Consider the following 20,912-nt stretch of genomic DNA (forward strand, 5'->3'; position numbering starts at 1 on the left):
ACACCCCATGTACCTGCAACCACGCCCGGGGATCGCCTGGCCGAGCCCGCGCCTGCGTGAACTGAACAACGCCGTACGGGCCCTGCTCGACCTGGACGAGGACACGGCCGTCGTCATCCGTCAGCTCAGCCGTGGCACGGCGGGCCACCGCCGGCTGGAGACCGTCGTCGCGGTGCTGCCCATGGACGGCGAACCCCACCGCTGGGTGCTCCACCGCCCCGCCGAGCAGATCACCGAGCACGAACTGCGGGCCACCCTGCTCGGCCACGCGCCGCGCTGACCGGCCCCCGACTGCCGCGGAGAGCGCGGGCAACCGCGCGGTTCCGCCTTCACGCCGGTGCACCCGTGTGCACCGGCGTGCGGCACGACCGCCGGGCGCGCGGAGCCGCGCAGCGGTCAGCTCGCCGAGCCGGGGCCCGGCGGGATGTGCACGGTCATGATCAGGTGGCAGGTGCCGGTGCCCGCGCCGCGGTAGGTGTGGGGGGCGTCGCCGTCGAAGGCGGCCGTCTGCCCGGCCTCGACGGCATGCTCGGTGCCGTCGACGACGAGCACCATCTCGCCCGCGGTGACACTGACCGTCTCCACGACGCCCGCCTGGTGCGGATGGCTGGGGTACTCCTCACCCGGTTCCAGTTTCCAGCGCCAGACCTCGACGGGGGCCGGTCCCGAGGTGGTGAGCATGAGGCGCGCCTCGCCGCCCTTCGCCCCGCTCCACAAGGGCATGACGGCATCGGCGGACACGACCCGGACACGGCCTTCGGCAGGGCCTTCCATCAGCGCGGACACCGAGACGCCGAGGGTGTCGGCGAGGCGGACCAGGGTGGCGAAGTTGGGATTGCCCTGGGCCTTCTCCAGGGCGACCAGGGCGCCCTTGCTGACCTTGGCGCGCCGGCCGAGTTCGTCCAGGGACAGCCCGGCGCGGGTACGGGCCGCACGGACGTTGTGTGCGAGCGTCCGCAGCGCCGCCTCAGTCTCGGCCATCACCATCACCCTTCAGACAGTGGATCAGTGCACTGCACCGCGCGGTCGTTCTGTTGACGAGGTCCGGTCGGTGCACTGTACGGTGTAGTCGTTCCATTGATAGTAAGGGATGTACCGTGATCGCTCTGCTGCTGGCCCTGGGCAGCTCCCTCGCCTACGGGTGCGCCGACTTCCTCGGCGGGCTCGGCGCACGCAAGGCCCACGTCCTGCGCACCGTGCTGATCGCCGCCCCGGCCTCGCTCACCGTGGAGCTCCTGCTGTGGCCCTTCCTGGGCGCCTCCTTCTCCCCCGCCACCCTCGCCTGGGGCGCGGCGTCCGGCGTCGCTTCGGCGGCCGCGTTCGCCCTGCTCTACCGCACGCTGGCGATCGGCCCGATGAACGTCCTGTCCCCGGTCACCGCGCTGGTCTCGGCGATGCTGCCGGTCGGCGTCGGGCTGCTGGAGGGCGAGCACCTGGGGCCGGCCGGGCTGATCGGCCTGCCGCTGGCGCTTGCGGCCGTGGTGCTGGTCAGCGCCGGACACGGTGCCGGCGGCACCCGCCCCTCGCGCACCGCGCTGCTGCTGGCCTTCGGCGCCGGGGCCGCCATCGCCCTGCAGCTGGTCTTCCTGCACCAGACCCCCTCCGGCAGCGGCGTCGGCCCGCTGATCACCGGCCGCGCCGTGTCCTCCGCCGTCACCCTGGCCGCGGCCGGGCTGATGTTCCGGCGGCTGGGGCCGCGGAAGCCGGCGTACGCGATGTCAGCGGCGGCCGGCGTGCTCGACTCGGTCGCCAACCTGCTGTTCCTGCTCGCCGCCCGCAGTGGTGACCTCGCCGTCGTCGCCGTGATCACCGCCCTGTACCCGGCCGGTACCGTCCTGCTCGCCCGCGGCGTCCTCGCCGAGCGGATCCACCGCGGCCAGCTGATCGGCCTGGGCACCGCCGCCGTCGCCGTCGGCCTCCTCGCCCTCACCTGACCTCCCGCACCGAGCCCCGGAAGGACCGCGCATGTTCATCCAGCCCTGGGACGCCGCCCTGGACGACGCCGAGTGGCGGACCTGGATCGCCGACGGCCACGACTTCGGCATCCTCAGCGTCAACGGCCTGCCCGGTCGGGCCCCCGTCGTCGTACCCACCCACTTCGCCGTCGACGGCAGCGCCCTGCTGGTCCACCTGGCCCGGCCCAACCCGGTCTGGACGGCGATCGAGGCGGGCCCGGACGTCACCTTCACCGTCACCGGCGACTACGCCTTCATCCCCGGCCCCTGGCGTGCCCGGCCCGGCGTCCCGCCCACCGACGGCGTGCCGACCAGCTACTACGCGGCCGTCCAGTTCACCTGCCGGGCCACGATCGTCGACGATCCCGAGGCCAAGGCCGAGCTGCTGCGGCGGCAGATGGCCCACTTCCAGCCCGACGGGGACCACGCCCCCGTCGTTCCCGACCGGCCGCCGTACGGGCGGATGCTGCCCGGCATCCGCGGCCTGCGCCTGGACGTCACCGAGGTCCGCGCGAAGTTCAAGTACGACGACCACAAGCCCGTCGAGCAGCGCACCGGCACCGCCCGCCGGCTCACCGAGCGCGGCACCGGCCTGGACGCGCCCACCGCGGCCCAGCAGATCCGCCGCCTGGACCGCATCGGCACCTGGAAAGCCTGACCGGCGCCCTTCGCCTCTATCGGCCCCTCCGGCCCCTCCGGCCCCTCAGAAACGGACCCCTCACGATGACCGCCTTCCGCCTCGGCCCCGCCGTCGCCGACGCCTTCCCCGACACCCTCATCGCCGTCGTCACCGCCACCGGGCTGCGCGGCCACGAACCCTGGCCCGCGACCACCGCCGCCCTGGAGGAGCTGGAGCGGCAGCTCGCCGACGGCGTCTGGCAGCCCGCCGACGAGAGCGACCCGCGCATCGAGGCGTGGCACACCGCCTACCGCTCCTTCGGCACCAACCCCCGCCGCATCCGGCCCAGCGTCGACGCCCTCGGACGCCGGTTCGCCAAGAAGGGCACGCTGCCCCGGATCAACCCGGCCGTCGACTCCTACAACGCCGTCTCCGTCCGCCACGGACTGCCCGCCGGCGCCTTCGACCTCGACCACGTCACCGGGGACGTCGACATCCGCCACACGGACGGCGGCGAGACCTTCACCCCGCTCGGCGAACCCGGCACCATCGAGCACCCCGGGCCCGGCGAGGTCGTCTACACCGACGCCACCGACGTACTGACCCGCCACTGGAACCACCGCGACGCCCACCGCACCCGCGTCACCGAGGACTCCACCCACGTCGCCTTCGTCCTCGAAACCCTCCACGCCGCCCGCGACGGCCACCTCCTCAAGGCCGCCGCGGACGAACTGCGGGACCTGCTGGCCCCGCACACGGACCGCACGCAGGTGCACCACCTGTCCCGGGAACAGCCCCAGGTCACGGTCTGAACCTCCGTTCGGGCGTCAGGACGTCACTGGGCGGCGGAGCCACGTGGCACTCTCGTCGGCCGCGTCGGTCGGCGGCACCTGGATGCCGGCCTCGTGCCCGGTGCCGTGTCAGTGCCGGGTGACATGCTTCGCCACCATGGACAGACAGCGGTTCTGGCGGCTCATCGCCACACACCCGGCCGAGGAGATCGTCGCCGCTCACCAGGTGTTGTGGGACCTGATGGCCGACTCCCGCACGACTCCGCTGTGGGCCGCCGCCTACGTCTTCGAGCGCGTGGTCGCTGATCCCGCATCTCATGGCGACCGGCGAGCGGCTTCCGGGTGACGCGTTCACCATCCGGTACCCGGAGCCGCGGCGCGACACGAGCACGCGCGCGAAACCGCCCGCGGCCGGCCCACGACACGAGAGGAGACCCGTACATGACCCCGGAGCAGTGGGAGACCATCGGCCGTCTGGTCGACTGGCTCGACAGGGAGAACGGCCGTGACGAGCACGAGCGGGCGATGCGCCTGATCAAGCTCACCGAGGAGGTCGGCGAGGTCGGGCAGGCGTACGTCGGTCTGACCGGGCAGAACCCCCGCAAGGGCGTCACGCACACGCCGGCCGACGTCGCCGACGAGCTGTGCGACGTGATCGTCACCGCCGCCGTGGCACTGCACGGCTTCAGCCCCGATCCGGCCGCCACGTTGGCCGCGAAGCTGGACGCGATCGCCGTCCGCGCCTTCGGCCCGCCGCCCGCCACGCAGTGACCCCTCCCACGGGGCCCCGGCCCGGCCGTCCCGCCGACCGTGCTCCGACCGCTCGTGTCGTTCAGGGGCGGGCGGCCGCGTAGAGGACGTCGCGCAGCTCGGGCCGGGTCTCGCGGTCCTTGCGCCACACGAGGCGCAGGCTGAGGGCGGGCGCGGGAAGGGGCAGTTGGACGAGGGTGCCGGCACGGAGGCTGTCGGTCACGGCGAAGCGGGGCAGCAGGGTGACGCCGAGGCCGTGTTCGGCCCAAGCGCGCATGACGGGGACGCCGCCGGCCCTGACGCGTCGGGGGGCGGTGCCGAGGAGGTGCTGTCCGGCCAGCCAGAAGGAGCACTCCGGGACGTTGACCAGGAGCCGTTCGCCGTCGAGGTCGGCGGGGGTCAGCGTGGGGCGGGCCGCCAGGGGGTGGTCCGGGGCGGCGACCAGGGCGAGGGGTACGGGGTCGAGGTCGAGGAAGGCGAGGGGTTCGGCGGGGGCGGGGAAGCCGAGCCCGCCGAGGGTTTCCCCGGCGTCCAGGAGGAGGGCCGCGTCGAGGCGTCCCTCGGCGACGTCGGTGAGCAGCCCTTGGCGGGTGCGGTCGGTGTGGACGTCGACCGTGATGTCGGGGCGGCGTTCGGCCAGCCGGGCGAGGACGAGGGGGACGTGGGAGCCCGCGAGGGTCTCCAGGGCGCCGAGCCGTAGCCGGAAGCGCTCACCGCGGACGTCCTGGACGGCTCGTTCGGCGGTGTCGAGCAGCGTGCGGGCCCAGCCGCGCAGCCGCTCCCCGGCAGGGGTCGGCTCCATGCCCCTGGGACCGCGCGTGAACAGGCGGACACCGAGGCCGGCTTCCAGGGTGCGGATCTGCTGCGACACGGAGGAGGGGGCGAGACCGAGGGCGACGGCGGCGTCCGTGACCGTCCGGTGCCGGACCACGGCCTCGAAGGTGGCGAGTTGGCGTAGTTCCACGTACGCGCCCAACACCGCCCTCGCGTACGGAATTTCCGAACGCGGCGTGCGGCCGCGCCGGTGGAGCGCCCCGCCCGGCCGGACCGATGGTGGTCGGCGTCACCGATCTGGCCGCTCACCGGAGGCTTCCTCTTCCATGACTGTCGTGAACCCTGACGCGCCCACCGCGCCCCCGGCGTCCCGGGCCAGGCGCGCGGGCGCGCTGACCGGCGTGTCGCTGGGCTACTTCATGGTGCTGCTCGACACCACCGTGCTGTCCGTCGCCGAGCCCGACCTGGCCGCGTCGCTGCATACGCCGATGGCCGGCCTGCAGTGGGCCACCACCGGGTACACCGTGGTGTTCGCGGCGCTGCTGCTGTCGGCGGGGGCCGCGGCCGACCGGTTCGGCGCCGACCGGGTCTTCCGTGCCGGCACGGCGGTGTTCGCGCTCGCGTCCCTGCTCAGCTCCCTGGCCCCGGACCTGGGTGTGCTGCTGGTCCTGCGGGCGGTGTCCGGGGCGGCCGCGGCCGCCTGTGTACCGGCTTCGATGGCGCTGATCGCCCGTCTCTGTCCGCTGCCTGCGGCGCGGGCCCGCGCGATCTCGGTGTGGGCCGCGGTCAGCGGGGCGGCCGTCGCGGCCGGGCCCATCGCCGGCGGCGCCCTGGTGGAGGCGTCCGGATGGCGGGCGGTGTTCCTGCTCAACGTGCCCCTCGGACTGCTGGTACTGGCCCTGACCCGGGGACGGGCGGTGCGCTGCCCGCGCGGCGCCGACCGTGTCGACTGGCCGGCCCAGGCCGCGGCCGTCGTGGTGCTGGCGCTGCTCACGGACGTCCTGATCGCCGCCGGCGCGGGCGCGTGGGCCCACACCGCGTGGTCGGCGGGCGGGCTCGGCATCGCGGTGACGGTGTTCACCCGGCTCGAACGACGCAGCCAGGCCCCGGTCGTGAACCGGACGCTGCTGCGGTCGGCACCGGTACGGGCCGGACTGCTGGCGGGCGCGGTGACCAACTTCGCGCTGTCCGGCGCCCTGTTCGTGCTCCCTCTGCTGCTCCAGCGGGAACGTCACCTCAGTGCCCTGGAAACGGGCCTGGCGTTCCTGCCGCTGACCGTCCCCTTCGCCGCGAATCCGCCCCTGACCGGCAGGATCGTCGCCCGCACCGGCCCACGGCCCCCGATCGTCGCCGGCCTGGCGCTGCTGACCGCCGGAAGCACGCTCCTGGCCGCCGCGGTCTTCGCCGACGGCGCCTACGTGTGGCTCGCGGTGGGTCTGCTGCTCACCGGCCTCGGCATCTCGTTCGTCCTGCCGGCCCTGGCCGCGGCCGTCCTCGGCGTCGCCCCGCCCGGCACGGCCGGCTCGGCCGGTGGTCTGCTCAACGCCGTCCGGCAGACCGGCGCCACCCTCGGGGTCGCCCTGACGGGCGCCGCCGCGACCGCGGACACGGGTTGGTCACTGCTGCTGCCGGCCGGTCTCGGCGCCCTCGCCTGGCTGGTGTTCGCGCGGACACCCGGGGGTACGGCCCGGTAGGAGGAGCGCCGGAAGCAGGGGAACGTCCGGGCAGTGACCGGGGTGACGGGGTGAGCACGGCACCAGGGCGCGGGTCCCGTCCGCGAGGCACGGTCCCGGAGCGGGCGGTCGCAGGACTGGTCCCGCGCGGGACGGTCAGGGAGTGTCGCCGGCCCAGTCGAGGCGGGAGGGGTCACCGGGGCGCGGATCGTACATCGCCCGGCCACCCGTGCCGAACCGCCCCAGCTCGGTGGCCAGCGCGACGCCGGCGCCGGCTTCGTCGCGCGTCCAGCCGGTGATGTCGAGCAGCAGGCCGTCCAGCGGTCCACCGACCAGTTCGGCGTAGCGCCGGCCGGGCCGCGGGCCCGGCTGGTCGGGGTCGGCGCCGTAGACCCGGCGGCGTAGCAGCTGCTCCTCGTAACGGTCCATCCGTTCAGCCTCGCATCCGCCACTGACAGCGCGGGTCGCCGGCGTCGGCCGCGGCAGAGGGACGGCCGGGAGCCGTCGTCCTTCTGCTCGCGCCCGGCCGGGTGCGGCTCCGGTGCCGGCCCGGTCGGCCGGGGTTCAGCACACGGGCTCGGACGTGCCGGTGCCGTCGTGGGGGTGGGTCGGCGGGGCCGGGGCGTCCCGTGCGCCGCCTGCGGCCGCCGCGAGGCTCTGCCGTAGGTGTGTGAGACGGGCGATCTCCGCGTCCAGGGCGGCGAGGCGATCGGCCACGACGTCGCTGAGCCCCCCGGAGCCGCAGCTGCGGGATGGGGGCGGGTCCTGGACGAGGTGGTCCAGGCGGTGGGCGCGGCGGCGGAGGTCGCCGAGGGTGAGGCCCAGGGCCAGCAGGTCGCGGATGACGCGGATGCGGGCCACTTCGGCGGGCCCGTACTCGCGTTGGCCGGACCGGGTTCGTGGCGGGGGCGGGAGGAGGCCGCGGGCCTCGTACAGGCGCAGAGCGCGTGGTGTGGTGCCGGCCGCCGCCGCTGCCTCACCGATCCGCATGTGCCCCCCTGTCCGTGTACACCCCTGGCTACAGCTCCACGACGGTCGCCCCGAAGGAGCGGCCGGCGATCAGCCCGGGCAGCGCCTGTGGGGCGCGCTCGATGCCGTGGACCGTGGTGTACGGGAATCGTATGTCGCCCGCCCGCAGCCAGTCGCCGAAGCGGGCCTCCCACTCCGTCTCGACGTCCGGGTGGTCCACGCCGCTGTAGCCGGCGATCGTGATGCCCCGGGTCAGCAACCGGTACGTGTCGAGCACGGCCGGCGCGCTCCCGCCCGCCCGGTTCGCGGACAGCTGACCGTCCAGTGCGCCCACCAAGGCGAACCGGGCACCCGGGTTCGCGGCGTGGACGGCGGCCGTCAGCTGTTCTCCGCCCACGGTGTCCAGGACGACGTCGATGCCGGCCGCCGCCGCCTCGGCGAGCTGGGAGGCGATCGGGGCCGCACCGCGCAGCACGGTGGCGTCGTAGCCGAGTTCCCGCTCCAGGCGACGCGCCTTGTCCGGTGAGCCGGTGCTGCCGATCACCCGGGTGGCACCCAGCAGCCGGGCGATCTGGCCCGCCAGGGTGCCCACGGCACCGGCGGCGCCGGTCACGAACACGGTGTCGCCCCCGTGGACCCCGGCCAGCCGGGTCAGCGCGCCGTAGGCCGCCGACCCCTGGGCGAGGTGGGCGACCGGGTCGGGCAGGACGCCCTCCAGCGGCCTGCACGCGGCAGCGGCGGGGGTCGCGTACTCCCGCCACCCCTGGAGGTGCAGCACCAACTGCCCCTTGTCCAGGGGCCCGTCGACCACCTCGCCGATCGCGGGGCCGAACAGGGTGTCGCCGGGGTGCAGCGGCGGCAGCGGGACATCGCGGGTCTCACCTCCGATGAGGGTGCGCAGGCCCGGGAAGACGAGGAAATGGGTGTTCCGGACGAGTACCTGGCCGGCCCCGGGGCGAGGGAGGGGCGCGTGCGCCAGCGTGAAGTCGGCCGGGGCCGGCAGTCCAGCGGGGCGGCGGGCCAGACGTACGAGACGATGGGTCGCGTTCATGCCCGGACGCTAAGCCTTGACCCCTGGGTCAGGGGCAAGAGGCCGGGCGCGCGCTCATGCGGTGTTCTCGTCGCTGTTCATGACCAGTCGGCGCAGATACTCGCGGGTCCAGCCGGTGATGCGGACGACGGTGGCCTGTGCGCCGCGTTCGTCGGTCGTGCGCAGGAAGGCGACGGCTTCGGCCTGGAGGTCGGTGCGCGCCGCGTCCAGGGCGGCTTCGGCTTCTCGGTAGCGCTGAGCGGCGAGTTCGAGCTTGGCGGTGTCCATGAGAACGAGTCTGGCACCCATGGGCCAACCGACTGGGCCACGTCATTGGCGTGTCCGGCATGCCGTGGGGCGGCCTCCATGACGGAGCGTGCCGCGCTGCGGGACACCGGTGCACCGCCCTGTCGGCCTCGCGTTGCCGGTCAGCGCTCCGGCTCGCCCGGCCGGCCGCGCGGTGAGGCGCGCGGGGTGGCGCGCGGGGTGGCGAGCGCCGGGCGTCACCCCTCCCTCGGCAGGTCCTCCTCGTGTGCCGGGTGCGGGCGGAGGGAGGGGAGCGTGAGCTGCCACCAGTCCGTCAGGCGGTCGGTGAGGACGGCCGTGCCTTCGAGCGCCTCGGTGAGGGCGCAGAGGCCGAAGAACGCGCGCACCAGGGTCCGGGCGGTGCGGGCGGGGCGGATGTGCGCGTGCAGGTGGCCGGCGAGCCGGGCCTGCGCGAGCAGTCGCGTGGCGGCGGCGGTCCACAGCGCGAAGGGGTCGGGAAGGGGGGCGCTGATGGTGGCGCGCTCGGCCCACAGACGGGCACCGGCCCGCGTGACCGGGTCCTCGGCGAGGGCACGGGCGATGTCGTAGCTGAGGGCGACGAGCCGCTCGACCGGGGGGACCGCCTCGTCCGCGTAGCGTGCGGAGAGCTGTGACCACGTGGCGAACCGGTCCTGGACGACGGCGACGGCGATGCCCTCCTTGCCGGCGTAGTGGAAGTAGACGGCGCCGCTGGTGCGGCCGGACCGGGCGCTCATGTCGTTGACGCTGGTGGCCGCGTACCCCTGTTCGGCGAAGAGCTGGGCAGCCGCTTCCAGCAGTGATCTACGGGTTGCCTTCGCCCGTTCCTGCAACGTACCGTCCGCCCTCGCTCGGTTCTTCCGCCGGCCATGAATTTAGTGCGCCAGCGTACGCCTGGCGCAGAACAGGTCACACGCGTGCGGTAAATTGCGCATTTCTTTCGAGAGGGAATGCGGTCGAGTGGTAAAGGGCACCGGTTCGTGCGGGCTGCGGCACGGCCGCACCTGTGTGCCAACTGGTGTGCGACGACACCAGTGTTGACGCTCCCCGATCGCCAACCGCCCGCTCTCGCCGCCGCGCGGCCATACGCCGGGATTCCGACGCCGTCGAGTCACTGAATAGTGTCATTGCCCGATGCGACCTGACGGAAATAACGTAGCCGCCACTATCTTTCCCGTTTCCTGCGGATGGCCGTGAATGTCGTATGCCATGCGTACGGACGCGTAGGAGGCCCTCGTGAACACCACGGCCCACATTCTTCTCGAATGGTCGCCCGAAGCCGTCGTCTTCGACTGCGACGGCACCCTGATGGACAGCGAACGCCACTGGCGGGAAGCCCGCAACCGCGCCTTCCGCGAGTACGGGCTCCAGCCACCGCCCGGATTCGCGGAGCAGGCCACGGGCCTGCACTACGAGGACTGCGGCCGGCTGATGGCGCGGTCGGTGCACAAGCCCGAACTGGCGGAGGGCCTGACGGCCGCGCTTCTCGACCACTTCCTGGAGCTCGTCACCGACGACCCGGTGACGATGCCGGGGGCGGTCCGGATCGTCCGGCTGCTCTCCGCCCGACTGCCGCTGGCGGTGGCCAGCAACTGCCCGAGAGTGGTGGTGGAAGGCAGCCTGGAACGGGCCGGGCTGCGCACGCACTTCCGCCACATCGTCGCCCCCGACACCGGGGACCGCCTGCGTCCCAAGCCGTACCCGGACCTCTACGCCGAGGCGGCCCGGCTCTGCGGTGTCCGCCCCCACCGGGCGCTGGCCGTCGAGGACTCCCAGACCGGCGTGGAGGCGGCCCGCCGCGCCGGAATGCGGGTCCTGGGCGTCGGCCCCCGGCCGCCGGGCGACGGTGCCGCCGTCCGGGCCGACCTGTGGTTACCGGCGCTGGACGCCCCCGAACTGCTGGCCTGGGCCCACTCCCCCGGCACCCCGGGGCCGGCGCCGGAGCCGTAGGGGGAGGCGCCCGGGCCAGGGTGGCCGTGGGGCGGGCCGTGCGTGCGCTCCGGAGTCGGTGATCGTGCCGTTACCCGACGGGTTCCCGGGCCGAGTCCGTCTTCCCGGACGAGCTGGTCGCGGCCGGCGAGGACGGGGCACCGCGGCCGGCGGTGACGCCGGACGATGCGGCGTATGTCATCTACGTCTCGGGGTCCACGGGCCGGGCCAAGCGAGTCGTGGTCCCGCACCGCCACCCCGTGGCGCCGCTCGACGCCTGCGGGCGGGCGGTCGGCTCCTCCTGGCCCGGATGGACTCGGTGATCCCGAGGACCACGAGCCGTACGGCCGGGTCGGTCCGGTCCACGTCCGGCGGATGCGTCCGATGGGCCCAGCGTGAAGCCTCGCGGGCGGGCCGCCCGGCTGAGCGCGGTGTGGAGCGAGGTGCCGGCGTGCCCGTCGGCTCCGACGACGACTTCCTCGAGCGCGGCGGCAACGCGCTGTTCGCCATCGCAACGGGGCGGCGATGCGCGCCGAGGGGCTGCCCGCCGTACGGCTGAGGGACCCGTACCGCCTGCCGACCGTCCGGGCGTTGCTCACGGAACCGGCCGCCGGGGAGGGGTCCGGCCGATCCGGGCCACGCCGTGTCCCCCCGGCGCAACGGCCGGAGGTGGACCCGCATGTGAGAGCGGTGCCCGGTGGAATGTCAGGATAGGGGCATGACGACCAAGGTCTACTTCGATATCACCATCAACGACGAGCCCGCCGGGCGGATCGTCTTCAACCTGTTCGACGACGTGGTCCCCAAGACGGCGGAGAACTTCCGCGCCCTGGCGACCGGCGAGAAGGGCTTCGGTTACGCCGGCTCCTCGTTCCACCGGGTCATCCCCGCCTTCATGCTCCAGGGCGGTGACTTCACCCGGGGCGACGGCACCGGCGGCAAGAGCATCTACGGCGAGAAGTTCGCCGACGAGAACTTCACCCTCAAGCACGACCGGCCGGGCCTGCTGTCCATGGCCAACGCGGGCCCGAACACCAACGGCTCGCAGTTCTTCATCACGACCATCGTGACCGACTGGCTCGACGGCAAGCACGTGGTGTTCGGCGAGGTGGCCGACACCCAGAGCATGGAGCTCGTCAAGAGGATCGAGTCCCTCGGCTCCTCCAGCGGCCGTACCTCCGCGAAGATCACCATCGCGGAGTCCGGCCAGCTCTGACCCGTCCGCCGCCGGGGCTGCCGGGGGTCGCTCGCGCGACACGTCCTCGGCGGCCCCGGCGGGCAGTCCCGGCGTGCCCCTGGGAGGCGGGACCGCCGTCAGAACGCGGTGACGGGGTCCGCGTCCGCCGCGGGCGCCACGTCGGGGGCCGGGAAGTGCGGCAGCACCGTTTCGGCGAGTTCCCGCAGGACCTCCTCGACGGGACGGTCGCCGGGGCGCAGGTTGAAGGAGACGTGGCTGACCCCGAGGGCGCCCATCTCCCGCAGGTGCTCGATCAGGGCCTCGCGCCCGGTGCGCAGGCCGAGCCGGATCGCCGTCGCGGCGACCGCCGGGTCCTCGGTGAGGTCCAGTTGCATCGGGGTCAGGTACGGCTTGGGGGCCCCGGCGGTGAGCTGCTGCCACTCGCGGGTCTTCAGCCGCAGGGCTCCCAGGGGGCGGGGGTAGTTGAGGGAGGCGTCGGCGTTCCGCGCGACCCATTCCGCGGACTGCTGCGCATGACCGGCGATGGCGATCGGAACGGAGTGGCCCGTCGGCTTGGGCAGCACCTCGAGATGGCGTTCGGCGCCGAGTCCGAGGTCCGGCAGGCTCATCCCCTGCCCGCTCGCACGGGTGGCCCAGGCCTCGCGCAGGATTTCCACGCCCTTGCGGAACGTGGCACCGCGGGTCTCGAAGTCCTCGCCGAACAAGGGGTACTCCACCGGCCGGTCACCGCTGGCCAGCCCGAGAACGAACCGGCCGCCGGACAGGACGTCCACGGTGGCCGCCGCCTTCGCGACGAGCAGCGGCTGCCTCAGCGGCAGCACGATGGCGCCGGTGCCGAGCACGGCCCGCTCGGTGACGGCCGCGAGATTACCCAGATGGGTGAACGCCTCGAAGACGGAGCCGGCGTCGCCGAACTGCTCCGGATCGTACAGGGGCACGTCCCGCACCCACAGGCTCGCGAAGCCCAAGGTGTCGGCGAGACGCGCCAGTTCGGTGTGACGGGTCAGGTCGGGGACGCCGAAGGGACGGCCGGCGGCCCGGTCGGCGCGCAGGCGCGTGTGGCCCCAGTCATGGTCGAGGGGGAGTTCGAGGCCCAGGGTCGGCAGGCCGGCGGGGTTCACGAGCCGCTCGAGCGCGGTGGGAGTGGGAGACATCGGATGGTCATCTAGTTGCATACGCCTTATATTAGCGAGTGCAGTCTATCTGCGATTGCAATATACGTTGTGCGCAAGTAGTGTACGACGCCTCGATCGCTGTCGCCGCCTGAAAGGAACACGTCCGTTCATGAAAGCCATGGCACTGCGCCGGTACGGTCGTAGCGAAGACCTCGAATGGACGGAGCTGCCGGACCCGAAAGTGGCACCCGGCGAGGTCCTCGTCCGTGTGAAGGCGGCCGGGGTCAACCCGGTGGACTGGAAGCTGGCCGAAGGCCGGCTCGACGCCGTCATGGAGACCGGCTTCCCGCTGGTCCCCGGCTGGGACGTGGCCGGGGTCGTGGAGCGAGTGGGTTTCGACGTCTCCGAGTTCGCCCCCGGCGACGAGGTCTACGGCTACGTCCGCAAGGACTGGGCCCAGCTCGGCGCCTATGCCGAGCTGGTCTCCGCGCACGTACGCCTGCTGGCCCCCAAGCCCGCCGCGCTCACCTGGGAGGAAGCGGCGGGCGTACCCCTCACGGGGCTCACCGCCTACCAGGCCGTCCGGCGCGTCGGCCTCCAGCCGCACGAGACGGTGCTCGTGCACGGCGGGGCCGGGGGTGTCGGCTCGTTCGGGGTGCAGATCGCCACCGCCCTCGGGGCACGGGTCATCGCGACGGCGAGCGAGCGCAACCACGAGTTCGTCCGCTCCCTGGGTGCCGTCCCCGTGACCTACGGGCCCGGTCTGCGTGAGCGTGTCCGTGAGCAGGCCCCCCAAGGGGTCGACGCCGCCGTGGACTTCGCCGGGCACGACGCGGTGGACGTCTCGCTCGGCCTGCTCCGGGACCCCGGCCGGCTGGCCTCCGTCGTCGATCCGGAAGCCGCCGCCAAGGGCGGGCACTACGTGTGGGTGCGGCCGGACCGGACTGATCTCGACGCCCTGGCCGCCCTGGCCGACGAAGGCCGGCTGACCGTCCATGTCGAGCGTGTGCTGCCCCTCCGCGAGGCGGCGGAAGCGTGGCGCGTCAGCCAGGGCGGTCACACCAGGGGAAAGCTCGTCCTGTCGGTCCCCGGGCGCTGAACGGCTCCGGGCCCTGTGCGAAGGAGCACGTCATGACAACACCCACCCCATCGGTTCGCCGTCGTCCGCAGGAGGTCTTCGCCGACCACGGTGCGCGTCTGGGCACGGGGGACCTCGACCGCGTCGCCGCCAACTACGCCGAGGACGCCGTCTTCATCACACCGTCCGGCACCCTGCACGGCCGCGAAGGGGTCAAGGAGGCCATCGGCAGGCTGCTGGCGGATCTCCCGGACGCCGACTGGGAACTGAAGCCGCAGTTCGCCGGCGACGTACTGTTCCTCGAATGGTCCGCGGCCAGCCCGGCCGGGCGCCGCGTGGAAGACGGCGTCGACACCTTCGTCTTCCGCGACGGGCTCATCCAGGCCCAGACCGTCCGCTACACACTCGTCACCGACCACTGACCGGACCGCGCTCCACGCCTGACGTCGGCGGCGGGGCGCCGCTCAGCGCAGGAACGCCAGCACGTCCCGCGCGAACTGCGCGTGGTGCTGGAAGAGGAAGCCGTGGCCCGAGTCCGGGTACGTCTTCAGCCGTGCGTTCGGCAGCAGCCCCGCCAGCAGGTGGGACGTCCGCGCGGGCATCACGAGGTCGCTGTCGCCGCCGGCCACGAACACGGGGTGGTCGACGGCCGCGAGCCGCTGGAGGGCCGCGGGGTCGGGTACGCCCCACTCCGCCACGGCCTCGTACTGCGCCGCCCGGACCGCCGCGGTGACCGGCAGGTCCCGGCCTCGCTCGCGTTCCAGCCAACGGCCGATGAACTCCAGGCCGCTGCGCTGGCTGGTACCGGTGTGGCCGAAGAAGACGTAGAGGTAGTCCTGTACGCCCAGCCGCTCGAAGCCGGCGTGGGCCAGTACGTCGTCCGGGTAGCCGTGGACACCGGGGCCTCCCCGGGGAGCGGTGGCGGCGAGCACCAGGCGGCGGACCGCGCGAGGACGGAGCAGGGTCAGCTCCTGTGCGGTGAAGCCGCCCAGCGAATGGCCCAGCACGTCCGCCTGCCGCACGCCGAGCGCCGTCAGGAAGGCGAGCGTGTCCGCCGCCAGGTCCCGTACGGTGCGGCACACCTGGCCGGTGCTGAGGCCCACCCCGGCGTTGTCGAAGGCGATGACGTCGCGTTCGGCGGCCAGGGCGTCGACGAGGGCCGGGTCCCAGCTGTCCAGGGTGCCTCGGAAGTGCTGGAGCAGCACGAGCGGCGGGGAGGCGGCGGGGCCGCAGCGGCGGTATGCGTACCGCACACCGTTGGCGGCATCGACCACCTGGTTGGGGGCGTCGACGTACATCTCGGTTCCTCGTCATGGGGGTGCGGGAAGACCACGGACGTCGTCGAGTGTGCCGCCCCGTTCCGCCGGGGCCATAGGCCATTTGACCGTAGTCCGCCCGGCGCCGGCGCCGACGGCGAGCTCCGGGAACGCCGCGACGCGGGCGAGCGGATCCCGGCCGGCGTCTCCGGGCCTGTGCGCCCCGCAGGGCCTCTCGTCCGGACCCTAGGCGATCTCGTCGACGTGGTCCTCCACCCAGTTCCGCAGCTGGGCGAGCGGCCGGGCCACGCTGCGTCCCAGGTCCGTGAGCGCGTACTCGACGTGCAAGGGCACCGCGGGGTAGATGGTCCGGTCCACGAACCCCTTCTCCTCCAGACGGCGCAGCGTGGAGGTGAGCACCTTGGGGCTCACGCCCTCCAGGCGCCGCTGCAGCGCTCCGAAGCGCTGGGGCCCCTCCTCCATCGCCCCGATCGCCAGCGCCGACCACTTGTTGGCCAGCAGGTCCAGCACCTCCCGGCAGGGGCACTGGGCCGCGTAGACGTCGTGGTGGTCGTGTCGTTCGGATGCGCATGTCGTCGCCAACGGTCGCGTCCTCCGCTCCTGAATCGGCCTCTACCAGCTTACTTCCCAAAGGGAAGTAGGTTCCGTTGAAAGTTACTACCTCCCCCGGGCTACGTTATCGCCGCAGCCAGCACCTACGGCACGATCAGGAGCCCGAGATGACTGAGATCCCCACCACCATGCCGGCGGTCGCCTACCGCAAGAGCCTTCCCGTGGACGACGCGGAGAGCCTGGTCGACGTCACGCTGCCGGTGCCGCGGCCCGGCCCCCGCGACCTGCTCGTCCGGGTCGAGGCGATCGCGGTCAACCCGGTGGACTACAAGGTGCGGCAGAACAACGACCCGGGCGGCGAGCCCAAGGTCCTCGGGTGGGACGCCGCGGGCACGGTCGTCGCCGTCGGCGACGAGGTGGAGGCGTTCGAGGTCGGCGACGAGGTCTTCTACGCCGGAGCCATCGACCGGCCCGGCGCCAACGCCCTCTTCCACACCGTGGACGAGCGCATCGCCGGCCACAAGCCCGCCACCCTCTCCTTCGCCGAGGCGGCGGCCCTGCCGCTGACGTCGCTCACCGCGTGGGAGGGCCTCTTCGAGCACCTCGGCCTGCGCGAGGGCGCTCTGGAGAAGACCGGCACCCTGCTGGTCACCGCCGCCGCGGGCGGTGTCGGTGCGATGGTGGCCCAGCTGGCGCGCGCGCTGACCAGCCTGACGGTGGTCGGCACCGCCTCGCGCCCGGAGACCGCCGCGTTCGCCCGCCGCATGGGGGTGTCCCATGTCGTCGACCACCGCAGGCCCCTGCCCCCGCAGGTGGCCGAGGTGGCACCGGGCGGAGTGGACTTCGTCTTCAGCACCGCCGGCACGGACCGGAACCTGACCGCCTACGCGGACATGCTCAAGCCGCTCGGACGGCTCGTCGCCATCGACGACTTCGGCCCGGTCGAGATCGGTGTGCTCAAGTCCAAGAGCATCTCCTTCCACTGGGAGTTCATGTTCACCCGCTCGCTCCACCAGACGCCCGACCAGGCGGTGCAGCGGCACATCCTCGACCAGATCGCCCGCCTGGTCGACGCGGGCATCCTCACCACCACCGCCACCACCGACCTCGGCACGATCAACGCCGAGCACCTGCGCGAGGCGCACCGCGTCCTGGAGTCGGGCAAGGCGATCGGCAAGATCACGATGACCGGCTTCTGAGCACGGTCCCGCCCGGCCGGCGGGCCCGGCCGACCCCCGGCCGGGCCCGCCCCGGAACGGATCCCACAAAGTATCCACAAGCGGCGGTCATGCTGGCCGGGCCGGCAGCGAGAGGCCCGACGACCGGGCCGGCCACGCGACCGGCGGACCGCCTCGGACGAACCCGTGACCCCGTGGGCGCCCCCTCCAGCCCTTCCCCTGTCACGGTTCGCCGAGGAGACGTGATGGCCCCAGTGACGCACCGGAGGGGGACGGGGCGCGGGACGGCGACGGGGCGCGCCGACCGGCCGGCGCGTCCCCGGCCGCTCCACCACCCGTCGGCGCCGAGCGGACGCCGCGCGTGGACGGCTCCGGGCCCCGGCGCCCGCGTGACCTCGACGTCACGGTCGCCGGTGCGACGCCGGCCGCACACGCGCCCCCGCCGATCGCGTCGCCGGCGGGAGGCGCCGCCCTCGCGTATCCCACCGCGGTCGCGGTGATGTCACACGCACAGACGACACGGCACCTCCCCGGTGCCGGGAGCCGCCCCCACCGCGGGCGGCCCGGACGAGAAAGGCAGCGAGACATGAGCACCATCCCAGCGGAGTCATCCGGGTCGTTCACCCTCGGCGGAGAGTTCGCGGTCAACCGACTCGCCTACGGCACCATGCAGCTGACGGGTCCCGGAGTGTGGGGTCCCTTCCCCGACCGGGACAGGGGTGTGCGTGTCCTGCGCCGCGCCGTGGAACTGGGCGTGACCCTGTTCGACACCGCCGACTCCTACGGACCCGGGACGGCCGAGGAGCTGCTGCGCGAGGCCCTGCACCCGTACCCGGAGAACCTGGTCATCGCCACCAAGGCCGGGCTGACCCGTCCCGGCCCCGGGCAGTGGCAGCCGAACGGCCGGCCCGAGTACCTGCGCCGGCAGGCGGAGTCCAGCCTGCGCCGACTGGGTCTTGAGCGCATTCCGCTCTTCCAGTTGCACCGCGTCGACCCCTCGGTGCCCTTCGAGGACCAGATCGGTGTCCTCAAGGAGCTGCGCGACGAGGGCAAGGTCGCGCACGTCGGGCTCTCCGAGGTCGGCGTCGAGGAGCTGGAGCGGGCCCGCGGCATCGTGCCCGTCGCCTCCGTGCAGAACCTGTACAACATCGCCCAGCGCGACTCCGAGGACGTCCTGCGGTACGCGGAGGCGAACGACATCGCGTTCCTGCCGTGGTTCCCGCTGGCCACCGGTCAGCTCGCCCGGCCGGGCGGTCCGCTCGCCCGCGTCGCGGCCCGTCTGGGTGCCTCGCCCTCCCAGGTGGCCCTGGCCTGGCTGCTGCGCCGCTCGCCCGTCGTCCTGCCGATCCCGGGGACGTCGTCGGTCGAGCACCTGGAGGAGAACGTGGCGGCCGCCGCGCTGGAGCTGACGCAGGCCGACTACGAGGCCCTGGGCGACCCGTTCTCCCGGGGCTGAGAACGCCGCGCCCGAAGCCGGCGCACGCCGGACCGCGCCGCGCGGCTCGCCATGAGGACCGGCCGGCCGGCGCGTTCCCTCGGCCGACGCCGCCGTCGCACGACCGCGACGCCCCTCGCGGGGGTCGGCAGGCACGCCGCCTCCTGACGCCCTCCCCCGTCCCCGCACCCGAACACCGACTCTCACAGGAGTTCCCATGTCCGCACCGTCCCCCGTCCGCCCGGCCGTCGCCGTCGCCTACCACTCCGGCTACGGACACACGGCCGTCCTCGCCGAAGCGGTCCGCCGCGGGGCCGAGCAGGCCGGAGCCGACGTGACCTTCGTGGACGTCACCGCCGTGACCGACGAACAGTGGCAGGGCCTGGACCAGGCCGACGCGATCGTCTTCGGATCGCCCACCTACATGGGCGGCGCCTCGGCCGGCTTCCACACCTTCGCCGAGGCGACCAGCGGGCGCTGGGCCGAGGGACGGTGGGCGGACAAGCTGGCGGCGGGATTCACCAACTCGGCCTCCAAGAGCGGCGACAAGAACAACACCCTCGCGTACTTCGCCGCCTTCGCCGCCCAGCACCAGATGCTCTGGGTCAGCCTGGGACTCGCTCCGGGCTGGAACTCCACCACCGCCTCCGAGCACGACCTGAACCGCCTGGGCTACTGGGGCGGAGCCGGCGCGCAGACCCCGATGGACGGCGGGGCGGACACCGTCCACGGCGCGGACATCGCCACGGCCGAGCACCTGGGCGCGCGCGTGGCCCGGCAGGCGGCGCTGGTCGGTGCCGGACGCCGGGCCCTCGCCGCCGCGGTCTGAGCACCGGTGTGACCTCGCGGGTCGGGCCCCCGCCCGACCCCTCCGGACAAGCGGCCCGAGGAGACGCCGTGAAGCTGTCTGCAGTCCCTTCCTCACCTCAGCCCCCGGCGTCCTCCCCGGACCCGGCTCCGCCCGCCGGCCGCGGCCGGCCGCCTGCCACCGCCGGTGTGGTAATCGCCTCGATCGCCGTCGCCTTCGGAGCCGGTGCCGGCAGTCCGCTCTTCGTGCTCTACCAGCGCGAGTGGGGCTTTCCCGCCTGGCAGCTCACCACGGCGTTCACCGTGTACGCGGTGACGCTGCTGGCCACCCTGCTCGTGGCGGGTTCCGTGTCGGACCACATCGGCCGCCGGCCGGTGCTGGTCGGCGCCATGCTCCTGCTGCTGGTGACCAGCGCGCTGTTCCTGGCCGCCGACGACATCGGCTGGATCATCGCCGCCCGGGCCGTGCAGGGCATGGCCACGGGAGCGGCCACCAGTACGTTCACGGCCGCGATCATCGAGCTCGCCGCCCCGCGGCACCGGCCGGTCATGACGGTGCTGACCAGCGCCGCCCCGGTGGGCGGGCTGGCCCTCGGCGCGCTCTTCGCCGGCCTGGCCGTCCAGTCCAGCAGCCATCCGACGGCGATCGTGTTCCTCGGCCTGTCGGTGGTCCTCGTCTACGGCATCGCCTCCGTGCTGGCCGCGCCCGAGACCGCGGACCGGCATCCCGGGGTTCTGGCCTCACTGCGCCCGAGGCTGAGCGTCGTCCGCGCGGCGCGCGGGTGGTTCTGGTCCCTGGCCCCCCTGGTCGCGGCGGGCTGGATGTTCTCCGGGCTCTTCCTGGGGCTGGCGCCGTCCTTCGACGCCACGGTGTTCGGCATCCACAACGCGGCGCTGAACGGTGCGGTCGTCGCCGTCCAGCCGATGGCGGCGGCGCTGGCCGGCATCGCCTTCGGCCGGCTGTCCGCCGGGCGGGCCACCAGCACCGGCGCGCTGCTGGTGTTCGCCGGCGCCGTCCTCACGGTGACCGGCGTCGTGACGGCGACGCTGCCGCTCGTCGTCGCCGGCGCGCTGCTGGGCGGCACGGGGCAGGGCGCGGCCTTCGGCTCCTCCCTGCGCATACTGGGCCCGCTCGCGGACAACGCGAGCCGGGGCGGTCTCTTCGCGGCGGTCTACCTCGTCGCCTACACGGCGTACGGCGCGCCGGTCCTCGTGGCGGGCATCGCCAGCGACTTCGTCCCGCTGACCGCCACCGTCGCCGTCTACGGCCTGGTCGTGGCCCTCCTCGCCGCGAGCGCGGCCCTCTCGCTGGCCCTGCGGTCACGCCGTGACGACCCCGCGAGGCCCGCCCAGGAAACGTGAAACCCCGCGGGCACGTACGCGGAACCGTATGCGGACGGCGGAGTGTCGAAGCACCCGCTCCCCCGCGTCCCCGGCCCCCCGCACCGGCGCCGGGGACGACCAGGCTCCGCGCCGCCACCGCTGACCCGCACGGTC

26 protein-coding genes are annotated in these 20,912 nt (G+C 73.7%); 16 read left to right on the forward strand and 10 right to left on the reverse strand.

The annotated features are described in order from the left end of the window. Nucleotides 1–7: 7 nt before the first annotated feature. Nucleotides 8–280, forward strand: coding sequence for a hypothetical protein (locus tag AB0946_RS36845; RefSeq protein WP_366765082.1), 273 nt, complete (start codon nucleotides 8–10; stop codon nucleotides 278–280). 116 nt (nucleotides 281–396) lie between these two features. Here AB0946_RS36845 and AB0946_RS36850 read toward each other — a convergent pair whose 3' ends face one another. Then, a complete protein-coding gene (locus AB0946_RS36850) occupies nucleotides 397–981 on the reverse strand; it encodes an XRE family transcriptional regulator (RefSeq protein ID WP_366765083.1) in 585 nt (194 codons plus the stop codon). Between the two features lie 116 nt (nucleotides 982–1,097). Between AB0946_RS36850 and AB0946_RS36855 the strand changes: the two genes are divergently transcribed. From AB0946_RS36855 to AB0946_RS36875, 5 genes are all read left to right on the forward strand, one after another. Further along, nucleotides 1,098–1,934, forward strand: a complete 837-nt coding sequence (locus tag AB0946_RS36855) for a DMT family transporter (protein WP_366765084.1) — start codon at nucleotides 1,098–1,100, stop codon at nucleotides 1,932–1,934. 31 nt (nucleotides 1,935–1,965) lie between these two features. After that, on the forward strand, nucleotides 1,966–2,613 hold the full coding sequence (locus AB0946_RS36860) for an FMN-binding negative transcriptional regulator (RefSeq protein ID WP_366765085.1): 648 nt from the start codon (nucleotides 1,966–1,968) through the stop codon (nucleotides 2,611–2,613). 65 nt (nucleotides 2,614–2,678) lie between these two features. After that, nucleotides 2,679–3,386, forward strand: coding sequence for a phenylalanine--tRNA ligase beta subunit-related protein (locus AB0946_RS36865; protein WP_366765086.1), 708 nt, complete (start codon nucleotides 2,679–2,681; stop codon nucleotides 3,384–3,386). Nucleotides 3,387–3,522: 136 nt separating this feature from the next. Then, on the forward strand, nucleotides 3,523–3,711 hold the full coding sequence (locus AB0946_RS36870; protein ID WP_366765087.1) for a hypothetical protein: 189 nt from the start codon (nucleotides 3,523–3,525) through the stop codon (nucleotides 3,709–3,711). 95 nt (nucleotides 3,712–3,806) lie between these two features. Beyond that, nucleotides 3,807–4,136 (forward strand): MazG-like family protein, encoded by a 330-nt coding sequence (locus tag AB0946_RS36875; RefSeq protein WP_366765088.1) that lies wholly within the window; start codon nucleotides 3,807–3,809, stop codon nucleotides 4,134–4,136. 61 nt (nucleotides 4,137–4,197) lie between these two features. Here the strand turns inward: AB0946_RS36875 and AB0946_RS36880 are convergent, their stop codons facing one another. Further along, nucleotides 4,198–5,079: a LysR family transcriptional regulator gene (locus tag AB0946_RS36880; protein ID WP_366765089.1), complete on the reverse strand. Its 882-nt coding sequence runs from the start codon at nucleotides 5,077–5,079 to the stop codon at nucleotides 4,198–4,200. A 136-nt stretch (nucleotides 5,080–5,215) separates the two neighbouring features. Here AB0946_RS36880 and AB0946_RS36885 point away from each other — a divergent pair, with 136 nt between their 5' ends. Then, nucleotides 5,216–6,583: an MFS transporter gene (locus tag AB0946_RS36885; RefSeq protein WP_366765090.1), complete on the forward strand. Its 1,368-nt coding sequence runs from the start codon at nucleotides 5,216–5,218 to the stop codon at nucleotides 6,581–6,583. Between the two features lie 135 nt (nucleotides 6,584–6,718). Here AB0946_RS36885 and AB0946_RS36890 read toward each other — a convergent pair whose 3' ends face one another. The 5 genes from AB0946_RS36890 to AB0946_RS36910 form a co-directional block, all read right to left on the reverse strand. Next, nucleotides 6,719–6,991, reverse strand: coding sequence for a hypothetical protein (locus AB0946_RS36890; protein ID WP_366765091.1), 273 nt, complete (start codon nucleotides 6,989–6,991; stop codon nucleotides 6,719–6,721). Between the two features lie 135 nt (nucleotides 6,992–7,126). Continuing rightward, nucleotides 7,127–7,552 carry a MerR family transcriptional regulator gene (locus AB0946_RS36895; RefSeq protein WP_366765092.1) on the reverse strand — a complete coding sequence of 142 codons (426 nt, stop codon included), beginning with the start codon at nucleotides 7,550–7,552 and terminating at the stop codon, nucleotides 7,127–7,129. Nucleotides 7,553–7,580: 28 nt separating this feature from the next. Beyond that, a complete protein-coding gene (locus AB0946_RS36900; RefSeq protein ID WP_366765093.1) occupies nucleotides 7,581–8,582 on the reverse strand; it encodes an NADP-dependent oxidoreductase in 1,002 nt (333 codons plus the stop codon). A gap of 54 nt (nucleotides 8,583–8,636) precedes the next feature. Continuing rightward, the gene (locus tag AB0946_RS36905) at nucleotides 8,637–8,849 is read right to left on the reverse strand and encodes a hypothetical protein (RefSeq protein ID WP_366765094.1); all 213 of its coding nucleotides are present in this window, start codon (nucleotides 8,847–8,849) and stop codon (nucleotides 8,637–8,639) included. A gap of 215 nt (nucleotides 8,850–9,064) precedes the next feature. Beyond that, nucleotides 9,065–9,679: a ScbR family autoregulator-binding transcription factor gene (locus AB0946_RS36910; RefSeq protein ID WP_366765095.1), complete on the reverse strand. Its 615-nt coding sequence runs from the start codon at nucleotides 9,677–9,679 to the stop codon at nucleotides 9,065–9,067. Nucleotides 9,680–10,082: 403 nt separating this feature from the next. Here AB0946_RS36910 and AB0946_RS36915 point away from each other — a divergent pair, with 403 nt between their 5' ends. The 3 genes from AB0946_RS36915 (at nucleotide 10,083) to AB0946_RS36925 (ending at nucleotide 11,991) form a co-directional block, all read left to right on the forward strand. Further along, nucleotides 10,083–10,796 carry an HAD family phosphatase gene (locus AB0946_RS36915; RefSeq protein ID WP_366765096.1) on the forward strand — a complete coding sequence of 238 codons (714 nt, stop codon included), beginning with the start codon at nucleotides 10,083–10,085 and terminating at the stop codon, nucleotides 10,794–10,796. 113 nt (nucleotides 10,797–10,909) lie between these two features. After that, on the forward strand, nucleotides 10,910–11,098 hold the full coding sequence (locus tag AB0946_RS36920; protein WP_366765129.1) for an AMP-binding protein: 189 nt from the start codon (nucleotides 10,910–10,912) through the stop codon (nucleotides 11,096–11,098). Nucleotides 11,099–11,493: 395 nt separating this feature from the next. Further along, nucleotides 11,494–11,991, forward strand: coding sequence for a peptidylprolyl isomerase (locus tag AB0946_RS36925; RefSeq protein WP_225812527.1), 498 nt, complete (start codon nucleotides 11,494–11,496; stop codon nucleotides 11,989–11,991). Nucleotides 11,992–12,089: 98 nt separating this feature from the next. Here AB0946_RS36925 and AB0946_RS36930 read toward each other — a convergent pair whose 3' ends face one another. Further along, nucleotides 12,090–13,127, reverse strand: coding sequence for a TIGR03571 family LLM class oxidoreductase (locus tag AB0946_RS36930; protein ID WP_366765097.1), 1,038 nt, complete (start codon nucleotides 13,125–13,127; stop codon nucleotides 12,090–12,092). Nucleotides 13,128–13,257: 130 nt separating this feature from the next. On the opposite strand from AB0946_RS36930, the gene AB0946_RS36935 reads away from it, so the two are divergent. Then, nucleotides 13,258–14,187 carry an NADP-dependent oxidoreductase gene (locus AB0946_RS36935; protein WP_366765098.1) on the forward strand — a complete coding sequence of 310 codons (930 nt, stop codon included), beginning with the start codon at nucleotides 13,258–13,260 and terminating at the stop codon, nucleotides 14,185–14,187. 32 nt (nucleotides 14,188–14,219) lie between these two features. Then, entirely contained in the window at nucleotides 14,220–14,588 is a 369-nt protein-coding gene (locus tag AB0946_RS36940; RefSeq protein WP_366765099.1) for a nuclear transport factor 2 family protein, read from the forward strand. A gap of 42 nt (nucleotides 14,589–14,630) precedes the next feature. On the opposite strand, the gene AB0946_RS36945 is transcribed toward AB0946_RS36940, so the two are convergent. Both AB0946_RS36945 and AB0946_RS36950 read right to left on the reverse strand, forming a co-directional pair. Then, entirely contained in the window at nucleotides 14,631–15,464 is an 834-nt protein-coding gene (locus tag AB0946_RS36945; RefSeq protein WP_366765100.1) for an alpha/beta hydrolase, read from the reverse strand. A 204-nt stretch (nucleotides 15,465–15,668) separates the two neighbouring features. Further along, on the reverse strand, nucleotides 15,669–16,025 hold the full coding sequence (locus AB0946_RS36950) for a helix-turn-helix domain-containing protein (RefSeq protein ID WP_189892139.1): 357 nt from the start codon (nucleotides 16,023–16,025) through the stop codon (nucleotides 15,669–15,671). Nucleotides 16,026–16,162: 137 nt separating this feature from the next. On the opposite strand from AB0946_RS36950, the gene AB0946_RS36955 reads away from it, so the two are divergent. The 4 genes from AB0946_RS36955 (at nucleotide 16,163) to AB0946_RS36970 (ending at nucleotide 20,777) form a co-directional block, all read left to right on the forward strand. Next, nucleotides 16,163–17,194, forward strand: coding sequence for a zinc-binding alcohol dehydrogenase family protein (locus AB0946_RS36955; protein WP_366765101.1), 1,032 nt, complete (start codon nucleotides 16,163–16,165; stop codon nucleotides 17,192–17,194). A gap of 565 nt (nucleotides 17,195–17,759) precedes the next feature. Continuing rightward, nucleotides 17,760–18,629, forward strand: coding sequence for an aldo/keto reductase (locus AB0946_RS36960; RefSeq protein ID WP_366765102.1), 870 nt, complete (start codon nucleotides 17,760–17,762; stop codon nucleotides 18,627–18,629). Nucleotides 18,630–18,825: 196 nt separating this feature from the next. Continuing rightward, on the forward strand, nucleotides 18,826–19,437 hold the full coding sequence (locus AB0946_RS36965; RefSeq protein ID WP_366765103.1) for a flavodoxin family protein: 612 nt from the start codon (nucleotides 18,826–18,828) through the stop codon (nucleotides 19,435–19,437). Between the two features lie 167 nt (nucleotides 19,438–19,604). Beyond that, nucleotides 19,605–20,777 carry an MFS transporter gene (locus AB0946_RS36970; protein WP_366765104.1) on the forward strand — a complete coding sequence of 391 codons (1,173 nt, stop codon included), beginning with the start codon at nucleotides 19,605–19,607 and terminating at the stop codon, nucleotides 20,775–20,777. The last annotated feature ends 135 nt before the right edge of the window (nucleotides 20,778–20,912 follow it).

The organism is Streptomyces sp. NPDC046870, assembly GCF_040704595.1.
Taxonomy (GTDB): Bacteria; Actinomycetota; Actinomycetes; order Streptomycetales; family Streptomycetaceae; genus Streptomyces; species Streptomyces argyrophylli.